The following is an 18,645-nucleotide window of genomic DNA, read 5'->3' as shown; positions in this document are numbered from 1 at the left end:
TCAGAGAGTGCCGCGCCTCTTGCGGGGGCAAGCGGGCTCTCTATGGTGCGCGCAGATTCCCGAAGGACTGCTCTCCCATGCATGATATCCGCGCCATCAAGGACGCTCCTGAAAAATTCGACGCCGCCATGGCAAAGCGCGGGGCGGAGATCCGCGCCGCTGAGCTGATCGCGCTCGACGAGAAGCGCGTCGCCAACACGAAAGCCATGAATGATGCGCAGGCCGCGCAAAAGGCCGCCTCTAAAAAGATTGGCGCGGCGAAAGCCTCCGGCGATGAGGTCGCAGCGCAGGCGGTGATGGCGGAGGTTGCCTCGCTGAAGGAAGAGGTCCAGCGGCTCGAACAACTCGACCGTGAGCTGACGGATGGGTTGCGCACAGCGCTCCTGCCGATCCCGAACCTGCTCGCCGAAGACGTGCCCGAAGGCGCGGATGAGGACGACAATGTCGAGGTCCGCACATGGGGCACGCCGACGGAGATCGCGGCACCGAAGGACCATGTCGAGCTGGGTGAAAATCTCGGCCTGATGGATTTCGAAACGGCGGCGAAGATTTCGGGCTCGCGTTTTGTGATCCTCAAGGGGGATCTGGCAAAACTCGAACGCGCCATCGCCCAGTTCATGCTTGATCTGCATACGGGCGAGTTCGGGTATAGCGAGTATAGCCCGCCCATCCTTGTGAATGCCCATGCGATGGAAGGGACGGGGCAACTCCCGAAATTCGAAGATGATGCCTTCCGCACGGGCGATCATTTCCTCACCCCGACGGCTGAGGTCTCGCTGACCAATACAGTCCGCGAGGCGATCCTCTCCGAGGAAGAGCTGCCCCTGCGCATGACCGCCTATACGCAATGCTTCCGTGCCGAAGCGGGCTCGGCAGGCCGGGACACGCGCGGTATGATCCGTATGCACCAGTTCGGCAAGGTCGAGCTGGTCTCGGTGACGACACCTGAGGCAAGCTGGGATGAGCATGAGCGCATGACGTCTTGCGCGGAAGAAGTCCTCAAACGCCTTGAGCTGCCTTACCGCATGGTCAATCTCTGCGCGGGCGATATCGGATTCGGGGCGCTCAAAACCTATGACATCGAGGTCTGGCTGCCGGCGCAGAACACCTATCGCGAGATTTCGTCCTGTTCGAACACAGGCGACTTTCAGGCGCGGCGTATGAATGCGCGCTTCCGTCGGGGCGAGAAGGGCAAGCCGGAATTTGTTCATACGCTGAACGGTTCGGGCCTCGCGGTCGGCCGGACGATGGTCGCAATCCTTGAGAATTACCAGAATGAGGACGGCTCGATCACCGTCCCCGACGTGCTAAAAGGGTTCATGGGCAAGGACCGGATAGAGAGGGCATCATGATCATTCCTCCACGCGATCCAGACAATCCCGGCACCATCCACAGACGCACACTGATTATTATTGTCCTATTGGTCGTTGTTGCAGGGCTCGCTGGCTACATCCGGCTGAGCGCGGATACTGACACGGTTATCCGGAAGCGCGCCGAGGAAGTGTGCGGTGAGGGGAATGTTAAAGCCATCTCCCCCACGGGCAAGATTCAATGCGGGACACCCGTTGAAGAGGCGGGAGACGAGTAATGCGTATTCTCTGTTCCAATGATGACGGCATTCACTCAGGGGGGCTCGCAGCCCTTGAGGAAATTGCCCGTCAGTTGACGGATGATGTCTGGACTGTGGCGCCGGAAGTTGACCAGTCCGGCATGTCCCGCTCGATCACGCTGACCCGGCCCTTGCGCGTGCGCAAAGTCGCGCCGCAGCGTTATGCCGTGGACGGCACACCAACCGACTGCGTGCAGCTTGGGGTCAGCCAGCTTCTCGATAAAAAGCCGGACCTTGTGCTTTCAGGCGTCAATAACGGCCAGAATGTTGCCGATGATGTGACCTTTTCCGGCACGGTCGCGGTCGCGCTGCAGGGCATGAACCTTGGCATTCCGTCGGTCGCGCTCAGCCAGACGCGCTCTGACCGCACGGCTGTCAAATGGCGCACCGCGCAAGAACATGCGCCGGGCATCCTGCGTAAACTGCTTGAGGCTGGCTGGCCGCGCGATGTCATCATCAATATCAATTTCCCCGACCGTGAGCCCGATGACATTGAGGGTATCGAGGTCGTCAGCCAGGGCCGCCGCGAGAATATCGAGCTCTATGCGGAGGAACGTACCGATCTGCGCCAGCGCCGCTATTACTGGTTCGGTTTTGCCGGCAAGCCCGAGATGCCGCCTGAAGGCTCAGATCTGCGCGCGATTGCTGATGGCAAGATCGCCATCACGCCGCTGCATATCGACCTGACCCATGCGGACAGTATGGATGTGCTGAAGGGGAAGTTCGAGGGGTAAGGCCCGCTCATCTTCCCCCAGTGGGGGAAGTGGCCCGAAGGGTCGATGGGGTATCCGCCTCCGCATCGCTAATGCTCGGCACCTCCCCGCAAGGGGGAGGAAAAGATGGCCTATTCTGCAGCTTCGGCGACTTCCATCCCGGCAAGGAATTTCTCGGCTTCGAGCGCGGCCATGCAGCCCATGCCCGCCGCTGTCACGGCCTGACGATAGGTCTCGTCGGTCACATCCCCCGCCGCATAGACGCCGGGAATGTTCGTGGCCGTCGAATCGGGCGCGGTGAGGATATAGCCATTATCCTTCATCTCGACCTTGCCGCGGAAGATCTCGGTCGCGGGCGCGTGGCCAATGGCAACAAAAAGGCCGTGCACGTCGATTTCGACCGGCTCTTCGCCGACGGTCGAGGCAAGCCGGATCTTCTCGACCCCCAGCGGGTCTTCCGAGCCCATCACTTCGTCTAGCTGGCGGTTCCACATGACTTCGACCTTCTCGTGATTGAGGAGGCGGTTCTGCAGGATACGCTCCGCCCGCAGCTCTTCGCGGCGGTGGATCAGGATCACTTTCGAGGCAAAATTGGTGAGGAACAGGGCTTCCTCAACGGCCGTATTGCCGCCGCCGATCACGGCCACGACCTTGTTGCGGTAGAAAAACCCGTCACAGGTCGCACAGGCCGACACGCCAAAGCCCTGGAATTTCTGCTCGGAGGGCAGCCCGATCCATTTGGCCTGCGCGCCGGTTGCGATCACGACCGCATCGGCGGTGTAGACGGTGCCTGAATCGCCGACCGCCTTGAAGGGACGAGTCTCGAAATCGACTTCGGTGATGATGTCGGAGATCATCTTTGTGCCGACATGTTCGGCCTGTGCCTTCATCTGCTCCATCAGCCACGGGCCCTGAATGACATCGGCAAAGCCCGGATAGTTCTCGACATCGGTGGTGATGGTCAGCTGACCGCCGGGTTGCAGGCCATGCACAATGACCGGCTCCAGCATGGCGCGGGCGGCATAGATGGCTGCGGTGTAGCCCGCCGGGCCGGAACCGATGATGAGGAGCTTGGTGTGGAGCGTGTCGGACATGGGAACCCTTGGTCTATCAGAATCAGAGCCGGAAACTGGCCGTTCCGGCGCTGTGGTTCAAGGGTGCAATCAGACCTTCTCCGGCGCAGGATCGGCGGGACAGATGCAAGCAGAGAGAAAATCGATGAGTGGCTCCAGAATCATTCCCGGAATGCGTTATCGTGATCCGCAGAAGATGATTGACTGGCTGGGGGAGGCGTTCGGCTTCAATCTACACGCGTCTTATGATGGTCCTGACGGCGCCCCGGTCCACGTGCAGATGACTCTTGGTGACGGGATGATCATGTTCGGACCTGCGCTTGATGATGATTACGGTCAGTTGGTGAAACCCGCGGTCTTGGGACAGCCCGTCAACCAGAGCGCTTATGTCGTCGTCGAAGACATCGATGCGCATTACGCGAAGGCCAAAGAGGGCGGGGCGGAGATTCTGCGCGAACTCGCCGATACGGAATATGGCAGCCGCGAATATCTGGCCCGCGACCCCGAAGGGCATTTGTGGTCCTTCGGCACTTTTGATCCCTGGGTGCCGCAGGAGCAGTAGCGGCTTTCGGTCTGGGGGCAGGCTTCCTATCTCTTCGGGCAAGGATAAAAGGAGAAGCGCCATGGCCTGTCCCGTCACCGTCACTATTGAGCATGATCACGGGATCGAAGGCGCCAAGGCGCGCATCGAGGAGCGTTTTGGCGATCTCGAACAGTCGATCGCGGGCGGCATGGGCGTCAAATTCGAGCGGGCCTGGGAAGGCGACCGGCTGAACTTCACCGCCAAGGGGATGGGCCAGCGGATCACGGGCGAACTTGATGTCTTCCCCAATCATGTCCGGATCGTCGTCGTCCTGCCGGCCTTGCTCGCCGGGATGGCCGAAGCTCTTCAGGGAAAGATGGAAAAACACGGACGGGCGATGCTGGAAGATAAGCGGACGCCCGCCGAATAAACGCGACCGCTCACCGGAATTGCGGTCGGACGTCCGTTTCTGGCTTGACCAGACGGGTGAGGGACCTACCTCCAACCGATCGCTGAGTTGGAACGTGCTGTGAAATTTCTCAAAGTTACGCTTGTCGGATTGGCCGCCATTCTTCTGATGGCCTTGTGGGTTGGCTTTGCCGGATTCGTCTGTCTTTTCGGATGGTGGATGAAACCTGTTGCGCCGGAAGGGGATGCGGATGGCTTCCTCGCTGTCGCGTCCCAGATGATCGACGAAGAGAGCAAAGGAAATGCCGCTCTCATCCTGATCGAGGATGGCGAGACCGCAGGTTCGGTCTTTGCTGATGAGGCTCGCGATATCGACGACATGACGGTTTTCCCGACTGCCTCTTTCTCCAAATGGATGGCCGCCATGGCGATCATGACGCTGGTTGAGGATGGTCTCGTCGATCTTGATGCGCCGGTTTCCGATTACCTGACCCGTTGGACACTGCCGGAAGGCGAGTTTGACAACGATCAGGTAACGGTCCGCCGTCTTCTCAGCCACACTTCCGGGCTGACCGATGGTCTCGGCTTTGGTGAGTATACGGCAGAAGAGACGATCCCGCGGCTTGAGGAAAGCTTGGCGCATCCTCGTGCTTCCAGAGGGGAAGATGTCCGCATCGCCGTCGGTCAGGAACCGGGCGTCTTTGCCTATTCCGGCGGCGGCTATCTCATCCTCGAGCTTCTGATCGAAGAAGTGACAGGCGAAGCGTATGCGGATTATATCGCCCAGCGTTTCTTCGTGCCGCTTGGCATGGAAGTCTCGACCTATGATTTCCTCGGTGATGTACCTCATGCTTCAGCGAATTATGATGCCGAAGGAAATGAGCTGCCGCATGTGCAGTTTGCATCTGCTGCGGCAACGGGGCTGTCGAGTTCGGCGAGGGATCTCTCGCATCTTGTCAAAGGGACGATGAGAGAACGCCGCGGTTTCCCTCTATCGCCAGATGCGCTCGAAGAGATGCGTAAGCCTGAGGCCTTCGTGCTGGGCGCGCCGATCTGGGGGCTCGGGACGATCCTTTATGCACCGACCCGCAATGGCGAGGATTTCGTCTTTGGTCATGACGGCGCGAATGATCCGGCAACGAATGTGACGATCCGCATCAATCCCGAAACCCGCGACGCTATCATTGTGCTGGTCACCGGTCATCCGCGTTTGGCGAGCGAAATCGGAGGAGAGTGGGTGCTGTGGCAGACAGGAGTGCCAGATGTTCTCTCTACGGATAAAGCGCTGAGGAGCGCGGTCGTCCCGGCGCTAGCAGGGGCGGGGATCATCCTGCTTCTCGTCATCTTTGGGGCGCGGGCGCTGTTCTTCCGCCGCTCATAAAAGGGACGACAGACGGGCAATTGGCCTTGGCCGCGCCAGTCTGTCGCTTGCACCCCGGCGCCGGAAAGCGCACATGCCTCCCATGGGTTCGCATCAAGAAACCACGATTGTCCCGTTCACGCCGCAGCAGATGTTCGATCTGGTCGCCGATGTGGAGGACTATCCGCGCTTCATCCCCTGGATCGAGGCGCTGCGCGTCCGCAATCGCGATGTTGAGGATGGCACGGGCTCGCTGACCGCCGACATGGTCGTCAAATACAAGATGTTCCGCGAGAGCTTCCGCTCAGAGGTGACGCTCGACCGCGAGGCGGGCACGATCAATGTCGCTTATGTCAAAGGTCCCCTCAAATCGCTGATTAATGAGTGGCGTTTCGAGCCTCATGTGGAGGGCTGCCGGATCGATTTCTGTATCGAGTTCGAGTTCAGAAACATCCTCATGCAGACCCTCGCAACGCAGCTTATCGACAAAGCTTTCATGCGGCTTTCCGGGGCTTTCATTGACGAAGCGCATCGCCGCTTCACCCCGGTGATTATCGAAAAACGACAAGAAACTTCTTGAAAGCTTAAAGGCGCCACCCCACCTCTATTGAGCAGGACGCGATGACTTCTCATCGCCGGGAGCTGTGAAGGAGGCCCTTTGAAGTGGATGATGCAAAAGTATTCAACGGGAAGAATTTTTCCCATCAGCTGCGCCCAGCATGGACGCCAGTCAACTTGGCACTGATGATCTTTTTCTTCGCCACAGGCCTCTGGGTCTTTGGCCTCGCGATGATCGCATACATGCTATACGGCAAGGAGCTGGGAGTGGATTTTTCCAACTGGGGACGCGCTAAATCGTCCGTGAACAAAGCGTTTGACCAGGCCAATTGGGGCCCGAAATCCGGCTCTACCGGCAATGCCGCCTTCGATGAATGGCGTGATGCCGAACTCGACCGCCTCAATGAAGAGCGCCGCAAGCTCGATGAGGCTCGCAAGGAGTTCGATGAATATGTGCGGGAGCTGCGCCGGGCGCGCGACCGTGACGAGTTCGAGTCGTTCCGGAATAACCGGAACACCCGACCGGCTGGCGGCGATACTCCCGCTGCCTGAAGGCGCCCGATGCGCCTGACAAGCGACCGCCCACTGCCCATAGAGTGAGAAGGTTGCGATCTCCTGAGCCGCTTCGGTTGCCCCGCCGGAGCGGCTCTTATTTTATCTAGAAGGGGGAGGCGCGCCGCTCGCTTATTGCGGCGCGTTATCCGGGTCGACCGCGCCGGCGCCTTTACCGACACCGCCGATCAGCTGCTCAAGGAAGGAAAGCTCCTTGCCGCGCGTCCGGGTTACCCGATCATTGATTGCGACCTGCTGGCCGTCCTCAAGATCGAATTCGAGAACATCGGCGACCGTGCCGTCTTCATTGAAGGCAAAGACGATGATGTCCCGAGAGGTCGTCTCGGTCTGGTAGAAGGCGCGGGAGTTCGTCGTCGTGCTGATGTAGTACCAGACATCATCCGACATGGACGGGCGAACCGAAGGCTCACCGAAACGGGCCAGCACTGATTCCTTGGTGTCGATCCCTTCGAGGGCCGTCAGTTCCGTTTCGCCTCGCTCAATCGCATAGCCATGCGTGTCACGAATCGACACGCAGGCGGTCGAGAGCAGGAGGGCGGAAAGTACGAGCGCGAGCCGCATGGGCGGTTCTCCCTTGATATTCACTACGGACGGGCCGATTTGCTTGGTATCTCCCTAGGGATTACCCCAAGAGCCCGGCCACTGCCAGCGCTCTTCGGTGGCAGACCTCCCGGAGCAAGGCAACCCGCAAGCGAGCACTCAACCCATGATTCTCAAAGTTTTAAGCGCCGTGCCCGGGCTACTGGGCCTGAAACCCCCGCAACAGAGGGTGGCAGCAGAGGCGCTTTATCCCGAGATCGCGGCCGCGTCCCGCCAGCCGGTCTTCTATACCGCCTATGCCGTGCCGGACACGGTGGAGGGACGATTCGATATCCTGTCCCTGCATGTGATTGCTGTGCTGGAACGGATCCGACCGCATGATCCCAAGGGCCAGTTCGGACAAGCGCTGTTCGATGTCATGGTCTCCAACCTCGATGCCAGCCTTCGCGAAATGGGGGTCGGGGACACCCGAGTCGGCAAGCGAGTGCGCGTCCTGGCCGAGATGTTCTATGGCCGGGCCAAAGCCTATCGGGCGGCACTGATCTCGGAAGTCGAGGACGAGCTGACCCAGGCCGTCGGCCGCAATATCTATGGGGACGAGGCCGCGCCGCAGGCCCCGGCATTGGCTGATTATTTCCGCCGGGCCGCCAAATCCGAAGAGGGCGACGAAACAGCCCTTTTGGCCGGAGAGATCCGCTTTCCCGCCGCCCAAGAAGGATCGACATCATGAGTGACCTGCCTGTCCTTGAAAGCTTTTCCGCAGCCCTCGACGTCGCCCAGATCGGCGATGTGCCGGAGCGCCGCAAATTCACAGCCAGCGAGGCTGACCGCGAAAGCCTTGCCGCTTTTCTGGGCATGCCCGGAGTTCAGGCGCTGTCAGGCGAGGCGACAGCCATCCGTCGCGGCAAACTGATCACGGTTGAAGGCCATCTTTCGGCCACGCTGACGCGCTCTTGTGTCGTCAGCCTTGAAGAGCTGACCGAAGAAATCGAGGAGGATTTCCTTGAGACCTTCACCGATGAGCTGCCCACCGGTGACCTGCCCGAGGAAATGGAGGCGGACCTTGATGCCCCGGAACCGATTGAGGGCGGAAAGCTGGATCTAGGCACCGTGCTGCTCGAGCAGCTTTTCCTCGCCATGGATCCGCACCCGCGGAAGGAAGGCGCCGAACCGCAAGTTGATCCGAAAGCCGGTGAGCGGATTTCGCCCTTTGATGTCCTTGGAAAACTGAAGCAGGATTAATCTTTGGCCAGTTTGCCTGATGGCGCTCGCGCCTTACAGAACTCGTCAGACCAGATGACAAATACGAATAAGGAAATCTTCATGCGCATTCGACCTACCCTGATGGGCGCAAGCCTTGCTGCCCTCAGCCTCTCGCTGGCTGCCTGCGGCGGCAAGGATGACGCCGACACCATGACCGAGACGGAAGCCTCGGCCGAAACAATGACAGCAGATGCAGAAATGACGGAGACAGGCGAGATGAACATCATCACCGCCCCATATGAAGGTCCCTATGGCGGCGTGCCGGCCTTCGACAAGGTCACGGTTGCGGACTTCGAGCCGGGGATCAAAGCGGCGATGGCAGCGAGCCTCGATGAGATCGAAGCTATCGCGAACAATCCAGAAGCCCCGACTTTCGAGAACACGATCATCGCCATGGAGAAGGGCGGCGGCGCTCTCGACCGCGCGGCGACCTACTACTTCCTGTGGGGCGGCAATCTCTCGACCCCTGAATTCCAGGAAATCGAGACCCGGATCGATCCACTGTTCTCTGAATATCAGAATGACATCATCCAGAATGAAAAGCTCTTCAAACGGATCGAAGCTATCTGGGAAGACAAGGCCGCTCTCGAAGCGCTGACCGGCCCCGAGCAACGCCTTGTCTGGGACTACTACACCAATTTTGCGCGTTCGGGCGCAGCACTTGATGAAGAGACCAAAGAGAAGATCGCTGATCTCGATGACCGGCTCTCGAAACTCTACACGAAGTTCAGCCAGAACCTTCTGCATGATGAAGAAGCCTATGTGACCTGGCTCACCGAAGACCAGCTTGGCGGCCTGCCTGACAGTATCGTCGATGCAGCAGCAAGCGCGGCGGCAGGCAAAGGCCGGGAAGGCGAATATGCCATCCTCAACACCCGCTCCTCTATGGATCCGTTCCTGACCTATTCGGATAATCGCGAGCTGCGCGAAGAAGTCTGGCGGACCTATTATGATCGCGGCGACAATGGCGATGAATACGACAACAATGCGATCATCGCTGAAATCCTGAAGCTGCGCGAAGAGCGCTCACATCTTCAGGGCTATGACAATTTTGCCGCCCGCGCGATCGAGAAGCAGGTCGCAAAAACGCCTGAGCGCGCCATGGATCTGATGATGCGGGTCTGGCCGGCGGCAATTGCCCGCGTTGAAGAAGAAGTCGCCGACATGCAGGCGGTGGCTGATGAAGAGGGCGCCGATATCACGATCGCGCCGTGGGATTACCGCTATTATGCGGAGAAAGTCCGCAAGGCGAAATATGACCTCGATGCCGATGAAGTGAAACAGTATCTCCAGCTTGAGAACCTCCGTGAGGGGATGTTCTGGATGGCAAAAGAGCTCTACAATCTCGACTTCAAACAGGTTGATGACGTGCCGGTCTTCCACACCGATGTTCGGGTCTGGGAAGTCACCCGCAATGGCGAGCATCAGGGCCTTTGGTATTTCGACCCTTACGCGCGGGCCGGCAAGCGCTCCGGTGCTTGGATGACCTCCTACCGGACCCAGCAGAAGCTGGACGGTACGCCGGTCACGACTATCGTCTCGAACAACTCGAACTTCATCAAGGGCGCAGAGGGCGAGCCGGTCCTCATCTCCTGGGATGATGCAGAGACCCTGTTCCACGAATTCGGTCACGCCCTTCACGGGCTGAATTCCGATGTGGTCTATCCTAGCCAGTCAGGCACATCCGTGCCGCGCGACTATGTCGAATTCCCAAGCCAGGTTCACGAGAACTGGCTGGGCACGACGGAAATCCTCGAACGCTTCGCGCTCCACGTCGATACGGGCGAGCCGATGCCGCAAGAACTCCTTGCCAAGATCAAAAAGGCCGGCACCTTCAATGAAGGCTTTGCGACCACGGAATATCTGGCAAGCGCGCTGATCGACATGAAGCTGCATACGCTTGAGGATGCGAGCAATGTCGACCCGGACGCCTTCGAGCGTGAGACGCTTGCAGAGCTTGGCATGCCCGATGAGCTGCCGATGCGTCACCGGACGCCGCAATTCGCGCACGTCTTCTCGGGCGAAGGCTATGCCGCTGGCTATTACTCCTATCTCTGGGCTGACACATTCAGCGCGGATGCATGGGAAGCCTTCGAGGAAGCGGGCAGCCCGTTCGACAAGGGCGTCGCCCAGCGTTTCATCGACCACATCCTGTCGGTCGGTGACACGGTCGACCCAGTTGATGGCTATCGCGCCTTCCGCGGCAAGGATGTCGATGTTGGTGCGCTGATGCGCCAGCGCGGTTTCCCGGACGGCTCTGAGGACTAAGCCTCAGCGCCACCCACCAAACAAAAAGGCCATCCGGAAACGGATGGCCTTTCTTTTTGTCCTCAGGGTCGGGACGAATTATTTGTATTCGACCTTTTCGATCTCATAGACGTGGCTGCCGCCGGGGGCCGCCACTTCGACCGAATCGCCTTCTTCCTTGCCGATCAGGGCACGGGCGATGGGCGAGGAGATCGAGATCTTGCCGTCTTTGAGGTCGGCTTCGAGATCGCCAACGATCTGATAGCGCTTCTCTTCCTCGGTATCCTCATCGATGAGGGTGACGGTCGCGCCGAATTTCACTTCCGGGCCAGACAGCGTAGCAATGTCGATGACCTGGGCACGGGAGTGCTTGTCCTCGAATTCGAGGATCTGGCCTTCGATCATGCTCTGGCGTTCCTTGGCCGCGTGATATTCCGCGTTTTCCGAAAGGTCGCCATGTTCACGGGCTTCGGAGATGGCCTGGATGACAGCCGGTCGCTCAACGGTCTTCAGGTGCTTGAGGTCAGCCTCAAGCTTCTGGAAGCCAGCAACGGTCATCGGGAACTTTTCCATGTCGATCATCTTCTCTTTCAATACACAAAGAGGCGGCCCGCCTGCTGGATGAGACCAGCGAGGTGGGTGCCGCCCTTTTGTATGGGATCAGTGACTATAGTGCTGGAGAGGCACGGCTTCAAGGTCGCCATGCCGTAAAGCTTCTATGGCCCGTACACAGGCTTTCGAGCCTGAAAGGGTCGTAATGCAGGGAATCCGGCGTTGCAAAGCGGTCGTCCGGATGGACCGGCTGTCCTCAATCGACTGCGCTGTTTCGGTCGTGTTGAAAATGAGGTGTACGTCGCCATTGATCAGGGCGTCGACGATATGCGGCTGGCCTTCGAGCACCTTGTTGACCCGTTTCACTTCGAGACCCTGCTCGCGCAGGAACTCCGCCGTGCCGCCTGTCGCGATGAGCGAGAAGCCCATTTCAGTAAGGCGCCGCGCAGGGGAGAGGATCTCTTCCTTGTCGCTGTCCTTCACCGAGATGAAGACGCAGCCCTTCAGCGGCACGATGATGCTGGCCGCCAAGAGGCTCTTTGCCCGGGCGCGGTCGAAATCCATATCGAGGCCCATGACTTCGCCGGTCGAGCGCATTTCCGGGCCGAGCACCGTGTCGACGCCCGGGAAGCGCGAGAAGGGGAAGACGACTTCCTTGACCGCTGTGTGGCGGGGCGTGCCCGTCGGCAGGTCGAATTCGGAGAGTTTCGCACCCGCCATGACGCGGGCCGCGATCCGGGCGACCGGGGCGCCGATGGTCTTGGCGACAAAGGGCACGGTGCGCGAGGCGCGGGGGTTCACTTCAAGGATATAAATGTCGCCATCCTTGATTGCATATTGCACATTCATCAGGCCCCGGACGTTCAGCGCCTTGGCAAGCCCCACCGTCTGCTCGCGCAGGGTTGCCATGATCTCATCGCTCAGCGTGTAGGGGGGGAGAGAGCATGCACTGTCGCCCGAATGGACGCCCGCTTCCTCGATATGCTCCATGATGCCCGCAACATAGACCTCTTCGCCGTCACAGATCGCATCGACATCGCATTCAACGGCGTTGATGAGATACTGATCGAGGAGGAGCGGCTGTTTGTCGGTAATCTCGATCTTGGCGGTGGCGAGGTAGCGCTCCATCCCCTTCTCATCACGGATGATTTCCATCGCGCGGCCGCCAAGGACGAAGGAGGGCCGGGTGACGAGCGGGTAGCCAACCTCGCCGGCCATGGCGAGGACGTTCTCGCGTTTGCCGGAGACGGCGTTTTTGGGCTGCTTCAAGCCCAGCGCATTGACGAGGCGCTGGAACTGCTCGCGGTCTTCGGCAAGGGCGATCGCTTCAACCGAGGTGCCAAGGATCGGCACGCCTTCATTGGCAAGGGTCTCAGCAAGGTTGAGCGGGGTCTGCCCGCCATATTGCACGATGACACCTAGCAGCTCGCCATTCGTCCGTTCTCGGTCGATCAGTTCAAGCACGTCTTCGGCTGTCAGCGGCTCGAAATAGAGACGATCCGAGGTGTCGTAATCGGTCGAGACGGTCTCCGGGTTACAATTGACCATGATCGATTCGATGCCCGCATCGGCGAGCGCGAAGGCCGCATGACAGCAGCAATAGTCAAACTCGATGCCCTGGCCGATCCGGTTCGGCCCGCCGCCGAGGATGACGACCTTCTTGCGGTCAGAGGGGCCGCTTTCGTCCTGATTGCCCGGTTCGTAGGCGGAATACATGTAAGGGGTGACGGCGCGGAATTCCGCGGCGCAGGTATCGATCCGCTTATAGACCGGGCGGATGCCGAGCGTGCGGCGGTGGCGGCGCACTTCGTCCTCGGTGCCATCACAAAGCTGGGCGAGGCGCTTGTCCGAGAAGCCCATGGATTTGAGCTGCATCAGGCCGTCAGCATCTGAGGGCAGGCCAAAGCTGGCGACATCTTCTTCGGCTTCGATGATGCCGCGGATCTGCTCAAGGAACCATGGATCGTAAGACGTGACCGAGCGGACCTGCTCGACCGGCACACCGGCGCGCATGGCTTGCGCTGTCACCCGCAGGCGCTCAGGCGTCGGGGCGGCCAGTGCCCGGCGATAGGCGTCAACATCATTGCCTTCGCCAAGGCCGGGGATCTCAATCGGATCAAGACCGCAAAGCCCCGTCTCGAGCGAGCGCAGCGCTTTCTGCAGACTTTCCTGGAAGGTCCGGCCGATAGCCATTGCTTCGCCCACGGATTTCATGGCGGTTGTCAGGATCGGCTTGGTGCCCGGGAATTTCTCAAAGGCAAAGCGCGGGATCTTGGTGACGACATAGTCAATCGTCGGCTCGAAGCTGGCGGGCATAGCGCCGCCGGTAATGTCATTATCAAGCTCATCAAGCGTGTAACCAACGGCGAGTTTCGCGGCGACTTTCGCAATCGGGAAACCGGTGGCTTTCGAGGCGAGCGCGGAGGAGCGCGAGACGCGCGGGTTCATCTCGATGACAACAAGGCGGCCATCTTCCGGGTTCACCGCGAACTGGACATTCGAGCCGCCGGTTTCAACACCGATCTCCCGCAGGACCGCGATCGAGGCGTTCCGCATCCGTTGATACTCGCGGTCGGTGAGAGTGAGAGCGGGCGCAACGGTGATTGAGTCGCCGGTATGCACCCCCATAGGGTCCACATTCTCGATTGAGCAGATGATGATGCAGTTATCCGCCTTGTCGCGGACGACCTCCATCTCGAATTCTTTCCAGCCGAGAAGGCTCTCATCGATCAGGACCTGTCCGTTCGGAGAGGCATCAAGCCCTGCACGGACGATATGCTCATATTCCTCGCGGTTATAGGCAACACCGCCGCCAGTCCCGCCGAGGGTGAAGGCCGGACGGATGATCGCCGGCAGGCCGATCTCATCCAGCGCCTTCATGGCCTCGGCAAAGCCGCCCATCCGGTCGTAACCGACAATATGGCCGTCTTCATCGCGAATGGCGGGGCTGGTTGCGATCGCCGCGCGCGGGCTTTCGAGCCCAATCTTGTCCATCGCCTTGCGGAACTTCTCGCGGTCCTCGGCCTTGTCGATGACGTCGGCGCGGGCGCCGATCATCTCGACATTATGCTTTTTGAGGACGCCGCGTTCCTCGAGGGCCAGCGCACAGTTGAGCGCGGTCTGCCCGCCCATGGTCGGCAAGAGGGCGTCGGGTTTTTCCCGCGCGATGATCTTCTCGACAAAGTCCGGGGTGATCGGCTCGATATAAGTCGCATCGGCCATTTCCGGATCGGTCATGATCGTTGCAGGGTTCGAGTTGACGAGGATGACCCGGTAGCCTTCGGCCTTCAGCGCCTTCACCGCCTGCACGCCCGAATAGTCAAATTCGCAGGCCTGCCCGATCACAATAGGCCCCGCGCCGATGATGAGGATGCTCTCGATATCGGTACGTTTAGGCATAAGGGAATCTCACAGTTTATTGGTCACGCGGGCAAACTTTCGGGGCCCTACAGAGACAGGCCGCGAGTCGCAAGCATTGAGACTGAAGAAGCATTATATCCGACCCAGATAATCGAGGAGCAAGCCATGTCAGCACCCAACATCCACCGCGACGAGACCGAAACCAAAGGCCGCTACTGGCTTGTGCTCGACGGACATGAAGCAGAGCTGACCTATTCCCGTGCCGGGGAGGACAGACTGATCGCCGATCACACAGGTGTGCCCAAAGCGCTGGGCGGGCGCGGTATTGGCACGATGCTGGTCGAAAGACTGGTGAGTGATGCGCGGGCAGAGGGGCGCAAGATTGTGCCGCTCTGCCCCTTCATCAAAGCGCAGATCGACAAGACACCTGAATGGCAGAATGTCCTCGACAAAAGCTGACTGTTATTGCGTCGCCAACAAGATTGACAGCTGAGGGAGAGGCTCCGATTTTTGTCATAAGACATGAAATGGATGAGGGAGATACATCATGAAATGGACAACGAGCATTTTCGCGCTGGCGGCTTTCGGCCTTGCGGCTTGCGGCGGCGGTGAGAGCGAAGAACCGGCGGCGCCCGAAACCGCAGCCCCTGAGATGGCGGCGGAAGAAGAGCCGACCCCCGAGGTAGTCGATCCGGTCGCTGGTTCCGTTGCGCATCCCGATCGCCCTGCGGATGATGTCGAGGGCGATGAGCGCCGCAAGCCGGCCGAGACACTCGGCTTCATCGGGCTCGAACCCGGCATGACGGTCATCGATATGGAGGCAGGCGGCGGTTATTTCACCGAGCTTTACTCCCGCGTCGTGGGCGAGGGCGGCAAGGTCTACATGCAGAACCCGCCAAGCTTTGATGGCTTTCTGGGAGATGCCCTAGAAACCCGCCTTGGCGGCGAGCGGCTTGGCAATGTCGTCGTGATGCGGACGAATTTTGACAATCTCGATGCGCCTGACGGCTCCGTCGATGTCGTTACCTGGATACAAGGGCCGCATGAGCTGTGGTTCGAAGTTAATGGCGAGAGCCTTGGGGATCCCGAAGCGACATTCGCCGAGATCGCGCGTGTCCTCAAACCCGGCGGGGTCTTTGTCGCCATCGATCACCGTGCTGCCGAAGGCGCGGGTACAGAAGCTGGTGGAACCGTGCACCGCATCGAGGAAGAGATCATCCGTTCCTATGCTGAAGGGGCGGGCCTCGTCTTCAAGTCTTCAGCTGACTTCCTGTCGAACCCGGACGATCCTCTGACCAATTCGGTCTTCGATCCTTCGATCCGGGGGCAGACTGATCAATTCGTCATCGCTTACGGAAAGCCCGAATAATCGGCGTCATTCAGCCCCGATGGAAACACCCTGTCATTCGGCAGGGTGTTTTTTTTCGCGTAAAATCTTAACCAGTCTGCTTGCGTTTTGTATTCTAAATGTATATACATTGCCTCGACGTTGCAGTGTGTGGTAGATGTCTGGCCATGCCGGATTCCAGTAAGAACAAAAAACACAAAAAAGACGGTCAGCTGGTGATCCGTGTCAACAAGCGTGACCGGGACGAGTTTATCGAGCTCTGCGACGACCTGGATACGAGTGCCGCCAGGGAAATCCGGATGTTCATGCGACGGTTCGTGCAGGAGCACAGGCCGAGCGAAGAGGACTGAGCGGAAAAGGGCGCCTTCGCATCAATTGGAGGCTATCCATGAGCAAAAAAGTCAAATCCCTCAAAAAAGAAATCAAGACGCGCAAGAAGCGGATCGCGACTCAGCGTACGAAACTTAAGAAGGCTCAGAAGGCGCTTAAAAAAGCCGCCTGAGGGTTTTCTCCGGGAGCCTGCCTCGTGCCCCCACTCCGGCAGGCTCTCTTTCCTCTCCCATGGGCCGGCACCCTATCCCGGCCTGTGGGCTCTTCGATTCGGGGCCCATCATTCCCATATATGGGTAGTGGCAGAATCGGAGGCATCCATGACAATTCAGGACCTGACCCTTGCCGAGGGTCTACTTCTCCTTGCGCTGAAAGATGACACTGGCGAGCGGACCGGGTCGTTCGTTGAATATGCCCTTGCCGGATCGGCCCTAGCGGAACTCGTTTTGAGAGGGGTTCTGGCCGAGGCGCCTGACAAACCCGCCCACTTCATTCTGGCCGATGATCGTCCGACCGGGGACAGATATCTTGATGACTGCCTTGCCGTCATCAAGGAGAAGGGTGTGACCTCAAGCCCCAAAAAGCTGATCGAAAAGCTGGCCGGGAAAAAGCACCTGACGGTGCCGCTTTATGAGGGGCTGATCAATCGCGGCATCCTACACCGTCAGACGAAAAAGGTCTTTTTCTTCTTTGATCGGAAGGTCTATCCCGAAGCTGACCCCACCCATGAGGCCGCGCTCAAAGCCCATCTCGAAGAAGTGATGTTTGGCAACAGCGAGGTGTCGGCGCGCGATACGATCCTCGTGGCCTTCCTTCAGCAGACGGAGCTCCTGCGCCGGAATTTCGATAAGGAAAAGCTGAAAGCCCATAAGGCCCGGATCAAGGAAATTGCGGAGGGTGAGCATCTGGCCGCCACCGCGACGGTCGAGACGATCAAGGCCGTGCGGGCCGCGCTCATGACGGCTATCATTGTCGCCGCGGTGATTGTTCCTGCGACCTCCTGACTGGCGCCGGGGTCAGCCGCGGTCTACATAGAAGAAAAACGGCGTGTTCGCCGGATCATAGAACCCGAATTCTACCGTACCCCATGGCTTCTCGGCAAGCGGCGCTGAGATACTGATGCGCTCCTTCCATTCGTCATGGAGGGCTTCGAGCGCCTGTTTGCCGGTCATCTCGATACGGAGCGCCATGGTCTGGGTTTCTTGGAGCTGCTCGCGCGTGAAGGTCTGAAGGTGCAGCTCGAGCCCGTCGCGGGCAATGCCGACATAATCGGCCGTCTCATAAGGCTCTCGGTCCCCAAAAACCGGCAGGAAGCCAAGCTTGCCCCAGAAATGAAGGTGCACGGACATGTCGAGCACCGGGCAGACAGGATGGAGCGCCTTGAAAATCGCCATCAACCGGGTCCTTGAGTGTTTGCCCCGGCGCGGCCGACCACCGCATCGCCAACAAAGGGATTGCTCTGACGCTCATGCCCGAAAGTAGAGAGGGGGCCATGCCCGGGCACGAACTGCACATCATTGCCGAGCGGCCATAATTTCTCCGTGATCGATGCAATCAGGGTGGCGTGGTCGCCGCGCGGAAAATCCGTCCGCCCGATCGAGCCTTTGAAAAGGACATCGCCGACAAAAGCGATCTTCATGTGTCGATTAAAGAAGACGACATGGCCCGGTGTGTGGCCCGGCGTGAAGATCACCTCAAAGACATTGCCGTCGAGCTCGACCGTATCGCCGTCATCAAGCCAGCGGTCGGGCGTCACGTTCTTGGCCTCCATATGGGTGCCGAAGCGTTTGATCTGCTCGGAGATCTGGGAGAGCCAGAAGACTTCCTCCTCCTGCGCGCCTTCGATGATGGCGCCGGTCTTCTCTTTGAGCTCCATCGCGCCGCCTGCATGGTCGAGATGGCCATGAGTCAACCAGATCTTCTCGATCTTCCCGTCCCATGCGTCGGCCTCGGCGATCAGCCGGTCAACCTCACCACCGGGGTCGATGACGGCAATCGAGCCGTTCCTTGCGCGTATCAGCGAGCAGTTCTGCTGGAACGGGGTGACGGGGACGATCTTGATCTGGAAGGGAGGTGTTTGAGACATGGGCGGAGCCTATCGCGGTGGGCCGGATTTGTCAGCCGGATTGCCGACATTGCGCCGTCTCCTTCCTTTCGCTCATGCCCGCGGAGGCAAGCATCTGGTTTT

21 protein-coding genes are annotated in these 18,645 nt (G+C 59.4%); 15 read left to right on the top strand and 6 right to left on the bottom strand.

What is annotated here, in order from left to right:
- The first annotated feature begins 77 nt into the window (after positions 1-77).
- From serS to surE, 3 genes are read left to right on the top strand one after another with little or no spacing between them, the layout of a single operon-like run.
- Positions 78-1,352, top strand: a complete 1,275-nt coding sequence (gene serS / locus DX908_RS04980) for a serine--tRNA ligase (protein WP_116391319.1) — start codon at positions 78-80, stop codon at positions 1,350-1,352.
- Positions 1,349-1,588 (top strand): hypothetical protein, encoded by a 240-nt coding sequence (locus DX908_RS04975; RefSeq protein WP_116391318.1) that lies wholly within the window; start codon positions 1,349-1,351, stop codon positions 1,586-1,588. The genes serS and DX908_RS04975 overlap by 4 nt, the downstream gene beginning before the upstream one ends.
- Entirely contained in the window at positions 1,588-2,343 is a 756-nt protein-coding gene (gene surE / locus DX908_RS04970) for a 5'/3'-nucleotidase SurE (protein WP_116391317.1), read from the top strand. The genes DX908_RS04975 and surE overlap by 1 nt, the downstream gene beginning before the upstream one ends.
- A 110-nt stretch (positions 2,344-2,453) precedes the next feature.
- Here surE and trxB read toward each other — a convergent pair whose 3' ends face one another.
- Entirely contained in the window at positions 2,454-3,416 is a 963-nt protein-coding gene (gene trxB / locus DX908_RS04965) for a thioredoxin-disulfide reductase (RefSeq protein WP_116391316.1), read from the bottom strand.
- A 124-nt stretch (positions 3,417-3,540) separates the two neighbouring features.
- On the opposite strand from trxB, the gene DX908_RS04960 reads away from it, so the two are divergent.
- The 5 genes from DX908_RS04960 (at position 3,541) to DX908_RS04940 (ending at position 6,796) form a co-directional block, all read left to right on the top strand.
- The gene (locus DX908_RS04960; RefSeq protein ID WP_199564590.1) at positions 3,541-3,957 is read left to right on the top strand and encodes a VOC family protein; all 417 of its coding nucleotides are present in this window, start codon (positions 3,541-3,543) and stop codon (positions 3,955-3,957) included.
- A gap of 61 nt (positions 3,958-4,018) precedes the next feature.
- Positions 4,019-4,348 (top strand): polyhydroxyalkanoic acid system family protein, encoded by a 330-nt coding sequence (locus DX908_RS04955; RefSeq protein ID WP_158548516.1) that lies wholly within the window; start codon positions 4,019-4,021, stop codon positions 4,346-4,348.
- Between the two features lie 99 nt (positions 4,349-4,447).
- The gene (locus tag DX908_RS04950; protein ID WP_147303732.1) at positions 4,448-5,707 is read left to right on the top strand and encodes a serine hydrolase domain-containing protein; all 1,260 of its coding nucleotides are present in this window, start codon (positions 4,448-4,450) and stop codon (positions 5,705-5,707) included.
- Between the two features lie 82 nt (positions 5,708-5,789).
- A complete protein-coding gene (locus DX908_RS04945; protein ID WP_199564589.1) occupies positions 5,790-6,266 on the top strand; it encodes a type II toxin-antitoxin system RatA family toxin in 477 nt (158 codons plus the stop codon).
- A gap of 83 nt (positions 6,267-6,349) precedes the next feature.
- The gene (locus DX908_RS04940; protein WP_199564588.1) at positions 6,350-6,796 is read left to right on the top strand and encodes a DUF2852 domain-containing protein; all 447 of its coding nucleotides are present in this window, start codon (positions 6,350-6,352) and stop codon (positions 6,794-6,796) included.
- A gap of 132 nt (positions 6,797-6,928) precedes the next feature.
- Here DX908_RS04940 and bamE read toward each other — a convergent pair whose 3' ends face one another.
- Complete coding sequence (gene bamE, locus DX908_RS04935; RefSeq protein ID WP_116391312.1) at positions 6,929-7,378, bottom strand: outer membrane protein assembly factor BamE domain-containing protein; 450 nt, start codon at positions 7,376-7,378, stop codon at positions 6,929-6,931.
- 145 nt (positions 7,379-7,523) lie between these two features.
- Here bamE and DX908_RS04930 point away from each other — a divergent pair, with 145 nt between their 5' ends.
- The 3 genes from DX908_RS04930 (at position 7,524) to DX908_RS04920 (ending at position 10,888) form a co-directional block, all read left to right on the top strand.
- Positions 7,524-8,087 (top strand): ubiquinol-cytochrome C chaperone family protein, encoded by a 564-nt coding sequence (locus tag DX908_RS04930; protein WP_116391311.1) that lies wholly within the window; start codon positions 7,524-7,526, stop codon positions 8,085-8,087.
- A complete protein-coding gene (locus DX908_RS04925) occupies positions 8,084-8,599 on the top strand; it encodes a YceD family protein (RefSeq protein WP_116391310.1) in 516 nt (171 codons plus the stop codon). The genes DX908_RS04930 and DX908_RS04925 overlap by 4 nt, the downstream gene beginning before the upstream one ends.
- A gap of 81 nt (positions 8,600-8,680) precedes the next feature.
- Positions 8,681-10,888: a M3 family metallopeptidase gene (locus DX908_RS04920; protein WP_199564586.1), complete on the top strand. Its 2,208-nt coding sequence runs from the start codon at positions 8,681-8,683 to the stop codon at positions 10,886-10,888.
- A 78-nt stretch (positions 10,889-10,966) separates the two neighbouring features.
- Here the strand turns inward: DX908_RS04920 and greA are convergent, their stop codons facing one another.
- Both greA and carB read right to left on the bottom strand, forming a co-directional pair.
- A complete protein-coding gene (gene greA, locus DX908_RS04915; protein WP_116392991.1) occupies positions 10,967-11,440 on the bottom strand; it encodes a transcription elongation factor GreA in 474 nt (157 codons plus the stop codon).
- Positions 11,441-11,527: 87 nt separating this feature from the next.
- Complete coding sequence (gene carB, locus DX908_RS04910) at positions 11,528-14,818, bottom strand: carbamoyl-phosphate synthase large subunit (RefSeq protein ID WP_116391308.1); 3,291 nt, start codon at positions 14,816-14,818, stop codon at positions 11,528-11,530.
- Positions 14,819-14,944: 126 nt separating this feature from the next.
- On the opposite strand from carB, the gene DX908_RS04905 reads away from it, so the two are divergent.
- From DX908_RS04905 to DX908_RS04890, 4 genes are all read left to right on the top strand, one after another.
- Complete coding sequence (locus DX908_RS04905) at positions 14,945-15,238, top strand: GNAT family N-acetyltransferase (RefSeq protein ID WP_116391307.1); 294 nt, start codon at positions 14,945-14,947, stop codon at positions 15,236-15,238.
- An 88-nt stretch (positions 15,239-15,326) separates the two neighbouring features.
- Complete coding sequence (locus tag DX908_RS04900; RefSeq protein WP_116391306.1) at positions 15,327-16,148, top strand: class I SAM-dependent methyltransferase; 822 nt, start codon at positions 15,327-15,329, stop codon at positions 16,146-16,148.
- Positions 16,149-16,294: 146 nt separating this feature from the next.
- Complete coding sequence (locus DX908_RS04895; protein ID WP_116391305.1) at positions 16,295-16,477, top strand: hypothetical protein; 183 nt, start codon at positions 16,295-16,297, stop codon at positions 16,475-16,477.
- A 300-nt stretch (positions 16,478-16,777) separates the two neighbouring features.
- Positions 16,778-17,461, top strand: coding sequence for a GOLPH3/VPS74 family protein (locus DX908_RS04890; RefSeq protein ID WP_116391304.1), 684 nt, complete (start codon positions 16,778-16,780; stop codon positions 17,459-17,461).
- A gap of 12 nt (positions 17,462-17,473) precedes the next feature.
- Here DX908_RS04890 and DX908_RS04885 read toward each other — a convergent pair whose 3' ends face one another.
- The gene (locus tag DX908_RS04885) at positions 17,474-17,851 is read right to left on the bottom strand and encodes a VOC family protein (protein ID WP_116391303.1); all 378 of its coding nucleotides are present in this window, start codon (positions 17,849-17,851) and stop codon (positions 17,474-17,476) included.
- A complete protein-coding gene (locus DX908_RS04880; protein ID WP_116391302.1) occupies positions 17,851-18,543 on the bottom strand; it encodes an MBL fold metallo-hydrolase in 693 nt (230 codons plus the stop codon). Before DX908_RS04880 ends, DX908_RS04885 begins: the two co-directional genes overlap by 1 nt.
- Between the last annotated feature and the right edge of the window lie 102 nt (positions 18,544-18,645).

The sequence above is a fragment of the Parvularcula marina genome, from assembly GCF_003399445.1.
GTDB lineage: Bacteria > Pseudomonadota > Alphaproteobacteria > Caulobacterales > Parvularculaceae > Parvularcula > Parvularcula marina.
Note: the sequence above shows the minus strand (reverse complement) of the source record. Positions and strands in the feature narration are given on the sequence as shown.